A 6,573-nucleotide genomic window follows, 5' to 3' on the forward strand; every position below is an offset into this window, starting at 1 on the left:
CCCGTCACGAGGGCCTCAGCCGCCGCGGGTCCGGTTGGCCGCCTCCTTCATGACGCGGTAGGTCTCCAGCACCGCCGGACGGTCCTTCAGCACGTCGTCGCCCACGGTGGAAAGCCGCCGCCGCAACTCCGCCTGGTCCTCTGCCGACAGCTCCGCCAGCTCGCCGCCGGCCTTGACCCAGATCTTGTACATCCGGTCGACGAACCCGAGGGTCCACTTCTGGTTGAGCGGATCGGTGGCCAGCGCCTGGTCCAGGATCGCCTTCTGGAGGTCGGGGGCCAGCTTGTCGAACCACACCTTGCTCACGAAGCGGCCGCTGCAGATCAGCCCCTCGCCGGGCGTCAGCACGTACTTGGCGATGCGCTGGTACTTGAAGGGCACGAAGATGGTGATGCCCGCCTTGTTGCCGTCGATGGTCTTCTGCTGGATGGCCGGCACCACCTCGGAGAGCGGCATGGGCACGCCCGCCGCGCCGAGCCGGCGCATGGTCTCGATCTCCAGCTTGCTGCCGAAGACCCGGAGCTTGCGGCCCTCGAAGTCCGAGAGCTTGCGGATCGGCGTGGAGGTGGCGTAGTCCGTGGGCGCGTCACAGGTCATGCTGACCATCTTGAGGCCCTTGGCGTCGCCGATGGACCAGTACGCCTTCTTGAACGCGGGATCGTGCACGGTGCGGAAGCCGTGCATGAGATCCTCGAAGATGCCGGGAGCCGACAGCACCCCGAAGCGCGGATCCACGCCGGACAGGAACGCCGGCGGCGTCATCACCATCTCGATGGTGCCAAGCTGAACGCCCTGCACCATGGCCGGTATGGCCCCGAGCTGGCTCAGCGGATAGACCTCCACCTTGATGCGGTCGCCGACCCGCTCGGCGAGGCCGGCCTTGAAGGTGTCGGCCCAGTTGTCGTACGCGCCCTTGGTGGTCGCATGCCCGATCTTCATGGTGACGGGTTGCGCGGCGAGGGGCGCGGAAACCAGCAGACAAGCCGCGAAAACCACGGCGGAACAAGAGAGACTCAGACGCAGGTTCGACATCATCGACCTCCCTGTATGCAGCTTACGGAACGGGTCGCGATTACATCACAGTTCCCGGCGCGCGACAAGGCACAACCTTAGACGAAACCCTCCATCTTCTTGAAGAACTGGTTCACCATCATCTTGCCCACGCCCCCGAGCATGCGCTGGCCCACGCCGGCGATGAGGCCGCCGATCTTGGCGTCGGTGCAGTAGCGCAGCGTGGTGCCCGCGTCACCGTTGTCCTCCAGATCGATGACCAGATCTCCTTGCATGAACCCGGGACCGCCGGACCCCGACCCGCTCAGGACATAGTGGCTTGGCGGCTGCCGGTCCTTGATGGCGACCTTGGCCTTGTAGTTGCCCTTCACCGCCGCGATGCCTACCTTCACCGTGGCCTCGAATTCGTCCGGCCCGACCTCCTCCATGCCTTCGCACCCGGGCATGCACTGCGCCATGATCTGCGGGTCTTGCAGGATCTCCCAGATGCGCTCGCGCGGGGCCTTGAACTGATAGCTGCCTTCGATCTTCATGCACGCCTCCTTGATGATCTTGAACCGGGCATCTTAACAGCATTTGCCCGAAGCCAAAAAGGGGCGAGCCTTCGACAGACTCGCCCCTTTCCGTTTCAAGCACCCGAACCGCCGCGCGGGATGGCGAAGCCGGACCGGATGCGCTTGTGTGCCGGTCCGCGCGCTACTTGAGGGCCTTCTTGAAGACTTCCGCGTTGGCCTGGATCAGTTCGAACTGGGTCTGCATCACGGACAGCCAGTCGTCGCCGTAAACGGGCAGCGTCTTGGCTTTCATGCCCTTGAACGCCGCCTGAGTCTCGGGATCCTCGATGGCCTCACGGAAAGCCTTGATGAGCACCGCCATGCGGTCCTTGGGCATCTTCGGAGGCGCGGCCACCACCCGGCTGGCCGCCAGCACGCTCAGTTGCGGGAAGCCGAGCTCGCCCACGGTGGGCACGTCCGGGTGCCGGGGGTCGCGTTTCTCGAGATAGACCCAGGTGGGCACAAGCGACCCGTCCTTGACGAAGGCCATCTGACCCGGAGAGTCCAGCCCCAGGCCGCGGGCGTGCCCCTCACCGCGGACGATGGCCATGTTCGAGGCTGGAGCGCCGCCGTAACCCATGATGAATTTGGGCTTGAACTTCATGGTCGCGGCCGTCAGCGCGGCGGTGACCCAGCCGGTGGTGCCGTAACCCGACTCGGTGATCAGCACCTCCTTGGCTTTCTGGAAATCCTCGAGCGTCTTGAGATTGTACTGTTTTCCCGCCGCCCAGACGTACTGACCCGCGGAGATGCGGCCGATCCAACTGAACTCCCTCAACTTGTATTGCACGTCCTTGAACAACTGGCTGACGATGGCCCCCGGCAGATTGACGATGCCGATGGTGTAGCCGTCCGGCTTGGCGGCGGACAGCAGGTTCCACGAGATGATGCCCCCCGCACCCGGCACGTTCCTGATGATGATGTTGACGCCGAGCTTTTTCCTCATGACGCGGGCCACCGCTCGACTGTGCAGGTCGAACCCACCGCCCGGGGAGGCGTTGATCAGCCAGGTAACCGGCTTGTTCGGGTACTTTTCTGCGTCCGCCGCGAACGAACCTTGCGTGGCCGCCACAACGACAAACACCGCCGCCAACACGGCCAAACAGTATCGGCGCATCATGTTGCCTCCTTGCATTTCGTGAATCTCGTGGAAAAACGACTGCTTCCGTGACTATAAAGCGCGCGAGGTTATCACACCGCCGATTCGCGTGTCAACGGCGACCACGCCGAGGACATCCGAGATGAGGCCGATTTTCATCATTTGAGATCGTTCAGTCCGTTTTTGTTTGACATTCCCGGCGTTTCCTGGTGCTGTATCAAGATCAGCCCCCCGGGCACGCGTCCCCAGCCTTCCGGAGAACGGTTTGCCACAATCGGTTAACACCGCCAGCCGGCCCGCGGACCGATCCGAAGCGGAGCCGGCGGCCCGCCGCGTCTCGACCACTCGCTGGCTCGTCTACCGCGCGTGGGAAGGACTCTGGCGTTTGCTCGTCCAGATCATGCGGGCGCTGCCGCCGCTGTGGTTCATGCGCTTGTTCACCCCGGTGCTCAGGTGTCTTGCCCTGTGCGCGGTCTCGCGCCGGCGCATCGTCAACGTGATGGACGCGGCGTTCGGCGACGCGTATACGCCGGCGGCCAAGCGCGGTCTGGCTCGGGGCGTGCAGCGACGAATCGCGGAAAACATTCTCGATTGCCTCGTGCAGATGGGCTATCCCGAGCGTTTGTCGGGAGTCCTCGAGGTGCAGGGGCGGGAACACATGGAAGCGGCCCTCGCCAAGGGCCGCGGCGCCATCGCGTTGAGTTTCCATCTGGGCAACTTCGCGCTCCTCACCGCCGCCATGGGAGCGGCTGGGTATCCTGTCCACTGCCTGATGCGTTTTCTCGACGACGAGAGGCTGATGAACCTGGTGCTGCACCACAGCCGCTCGTTTTTCACCGAACTCATCCCGTCTCTTCCGCGCCGGGAGGCGGTCAAGCGGATACTGGGGATTCTCCGCGACAACGGCACCATCGTAATGCTGGCCGACAACCTCAAGCGTGGTGAACTGGAAACCACCCTGTTCGGCCAGCCCGTGCGAACGGCCCGAGGCGCCGTGAGCCTGGCGCTGCGCACACGGGCGCCGGTGTTGCCCGTCTACCTCGTACGCGGCTATTCCGGGAGGCTGCGACTGATCATCGAACCGGAGATGGAGATGGAACGCACCGGGGATCTGGGCGCCGACGTCGCCGCCAACACCGACCGTATCATGCGGCTTCTGGAAGATCTCGTGCGACGCTACCCGGATCAATGGTACTGGCTCACGGTGGACCTCCCGCGGCGGGACGGGCGGCCGTCACCGAAGGACGTTGCCTGACCCCACGACGCAATGATAGATTCTTATGGTTCCCGTGAATTCGGCTTGGTGGCGATAGGAACAAAAGGAGTCATTCATGCAAGGCGGATCCGAGGGCCCCTGGGGCCGGCGGCGACAGAGCGGACCCGACTGGGAAGACCTGCTCTCGCGGTTGCCGGAGTTGCCCAACTTCCTGAAGTCCGGAGTGCCCTTCCTCATCGCGGGTGCCATTGCCGTGATCTGGCTGGCCAGCGGCTTCTACACCATTCAGCCCGGCGAGGAAGGCGTGGTGACGCGCTTCGGCAAGGTCACGCGCATCACCACCGCCGGCCTGAACTACCACATTCCGTGGCCCATCGAGGAGTTGCGCAAGGTCAACGTGGCGGAGATCCGCCGCCTTGAGGTGGGCTTCCGCAGCAACCCCGTGCGCCCGAACCTGGTGCGTCTCATTCCGGCCGAGTCCCTGATGCTCACCGGCGACGAGAACATCGTCAGCGCCCAACTCACCGTCCAGTACCGCGTCAAGGAACCCGAAAAGTTCCTGTTCAAGCTCCGGGATCCCGTGAACACCCTGCAGGCCGCCACCGAGGTGGCGCTGCGAAGCCGCGTGGGCAACACCACCATCGAGGAGGTCCTGACGGTGGGCCGTGACCGGGTGCAGAACGAGACTCAAGTGTTTCTGCAGGAACTCATGGACACCTACCAGTCCGGCATTCAGATCACCGAGGTCAAACTCCAGACCGTCGAAGCCCCGCGCGAGGTCAAGGACGCCTTCGACGAGGTGGTGCGGGCGCGCGAGGACCGCGAGAAGCTCATCAACCAAGCCCTCGGCTACCGCGAGGACCTCATCCCCAAGGCCCGCGGCGAAGTCCAGGAAATCCTCCAGGCGGCCGAGGCCTACAAGCAGGAGCGGACGCTGAGGGCCACGGGCGACGGGGCGCGCTTCACCTCGGTGCTGACCGAGTACCGCAAGGCCCCCCAGGTGACTCGTGAACGCATGCACCTGGAGGCCATCGAGCGCGTGCTCCCCAACGTGGACAAGATCATCATGGACTCCCAAGGGGCCAATAACGTCGTGCCGCTGTTGCCCCTCAAGGGCATGCCGGGCTTTCCCGGAACGGGAGGCAAGCAATGAACCGGTCCTACATCACCGGCATCCTCGTCGGCGCCGTCGTGGTGGTGCTGCTGTTCCCGCCCGTGCGCCCGTTCTTCGTAGTGGGCGAGTGGCAGCAGTCCATCGTCACCCAGTTCGGAAAGTTCAAGCGTGCGGTGCGGGAGCCCGGGCTTCACTGGAAGACCCCGCTGTTGGAAGACGTCACCATGTACGAACGGCGCATCCTCGCCAGCGACGCCCAGCCGCGGGACTATCTGACCCTGGACAAGAAACGCGTCATCGTGGACCACGTGACGCGGTGGCGGATCAGCGATCCTTTCCAGTTCTTCAAGACCGCCCTGACCGAGCAGCGGGGACGGTTGCTGCTGGACGACATCGTGTTCTCCGAGTTGCGGCAGGAACTGGCGTCGCGAAACTTCGCCGAAATCATTGCGGAACAGCGGGAAGCCGCCATGGAGGCGGTGGCCAAGCGCTCCGCCGAGAAGGCCAAGAGTGAATACGGCGTCACCGTGGTCGATGTCCGGGTGAAACGCGCGGACCTCCCCTCCGAGGTCCAGACGAGCGTCTTCGAGCGCATGCGCGCGGAGCGCGAGCGCATCGCCAAGCGCTACCGCTCCGAGGGCGAGGAGGAGTCCAAGAAGATCCGCGCCCAGACCGACAAGGAGAAGACCATCCTGCTGGCGGAAGCCTACCGGGAGAGCCAGAAGCTCCGCGGCGAGGGCGACGGCGCCGCCACGGCCATCTACGCCGACTCTTACGGACAGGACCCCGAGTTCTACAGCTTCACCCGGAGCCTGGAGGCCTACGAGAAGTTCCTGCCGGAGAAGAGCACGGCCATCCTGTCGGAGGGGTCCCCGCTCTTCCGGCACCTGGGCAGCGCGCAGATCGGCGAGTTGCCGGCGGTCGCGGCGCCGGCGGCGGTCCCCCAGGTATCGAGCACCCCGGTGGACGACCCGCAGCCCGCCAACGCGAGCGAGCCCTTGCCGACCTCAACGGATGCCAGCGCCGACACCGGCGACGCCAGACCGTAGTCCTCGGCACGCGGAAGGCATCACCGCCTTGGGCTGACACGCGGCGCTCCCACGCGTTCGTCCGGAGCTCGTCGAAACCGAGCGAGGTCGAAGCACCCGGAGGAAGAGCATGAAGATCGAAAGTCTAGGCAACTTCGAGCGCGTGGACCAGAACGCGGAGGTGATGGACACGCCCTACGACCGCTGGGTGGTATCCCAAGGTGTGGACGTGATCCGGGGCTACTTCGTCCAGGACCTCAAGGAAGTGCCGATGAAGTGGTGGGACCGCAAGGGCGGCCACGGCGTCTACATCAACCTGGAGGGAGCCGGCTACCTGGACGACGCCTTCGTGGTGTCGATCCCGCCGGGGAAAAGCCTCAACCCTGAGAAGCACATCTACGACGAACTCGTCTACGTGCTCTCCGGCCGCGGCGCCACCACCCTGTGGCAGGGCAACGGCAAGGGGCAGAGCTTCGAGTGGCAGGAGGGAAGTCTCTTCGCCATCCCGGTGAACGCCACCTACCAGCACTTCAACGGCTCGGGCGACCGGG

Annotated in this window: 7 protein-coding genes; 4 read left to right on the forward strand and 3 right to left on the reverse strand. The window is 64.8% G+C overall.

The features are described 5' to 3' along the window. Positions 1–15: 15 nt before the first annotated feature. From OXU42_08610 to OXU42_08620, 3 genes are all read right to left on the reverse strand, one after another. Positions 16–1,035: a TRAP transporter substrate-binding protein gene (locus OXU42_08610; protein ID MDE0029443.1), complete on the reverse strand. Its 1,020-nt coding sequence runs from the start codon at positions 1,033–1,035 to the stop codon at positions 16–18. A 74-nt stretch (positions 1,036–1,109) separates the two neighbouring features. Next, positions 1,110–1,544, reverse strand: coding sequence for a carbon monoxide dehydrogenase subunit G (locus tag OXU42_08615; protein ID MDE0029444.1), 435 nt, complete (start codon positions 1,542–1,544; stop codon positions 1,110–1,112). A 163-nt stretch (positions 1,545–1,707) separates the two neighbouring features. After that, complete coding sequence (locus tag OXU42_08620; protein MDE0029445.1) at positions 1,708–2,685, reverse strand: tripartite tricarboxylate transporter substrate binding protein; 978 nt, start codon at positions 2,683–2,685, stop codon at positions 1,708–1,710. Between the two features lie 244 nt (positions 2,686–2,929). Here OXU42_08620 and OXU42_08625 point away from each other — a divergent pair, with 244 nt between their 5' ends. From OXU42_08625 to OXU42_08640, 4 genes are all read left to right on the forward strand, one after another. Next, complete coding sequence (locus OXU42_08625; protein MDE0029446.1) at positions 2,930–3,919, forward strand: lysophospholipid acyltransferase family protein; 990 nt, start codon at positions 2,930–2,932, stop codon at positions 3,917–3,919. Between the two features lie 76 nt (positions 3,920–3,995). Beyond that, the gene (hflK, locus tag OXU42_08630; GenBank protein ID MDE0029447.1) at positions 3,996–5,033 is read left to right on the forward strand and encodes an FtsH protease activity modulator HflK; all 1,038 of its coding nucleotides are present in this window, start codon (positions 3,996–3,998) and stop codon (positions 5,031–5,033) included. Further along, positions 5,030–6,043 (forward strand): protease modulator HflC, encoded by a 1,014-nt coding sequence (gene hflC, locus OXU42_08635; GenBank protein MDE0029448.1) that lies wholly within the window; start codon positions 5,030–5,032, stop codon positions 6,041–6,043. The genes hflK and hflC overlap by 4 nt, the downstream gene beginning before the upstream one ends. Before the next feature lie 109 nt (positions 6,044–6,152). Next, on the forward strand, positions 6,153–6,573 hold a 421-nt coding region (locus tag OXU42_08640), incomplete at its 3' end, for a cupin domain-containing protein (GenBank protein MDE0029449.1).

This window comes from Deltaproteobacteria bacterium, from assembly GCA_028818775.1.
GTDB lineage: Bacteria > Desulfobacterota > Binatia > UBA9968 > JAJDTQ01 > JAJDTQ01.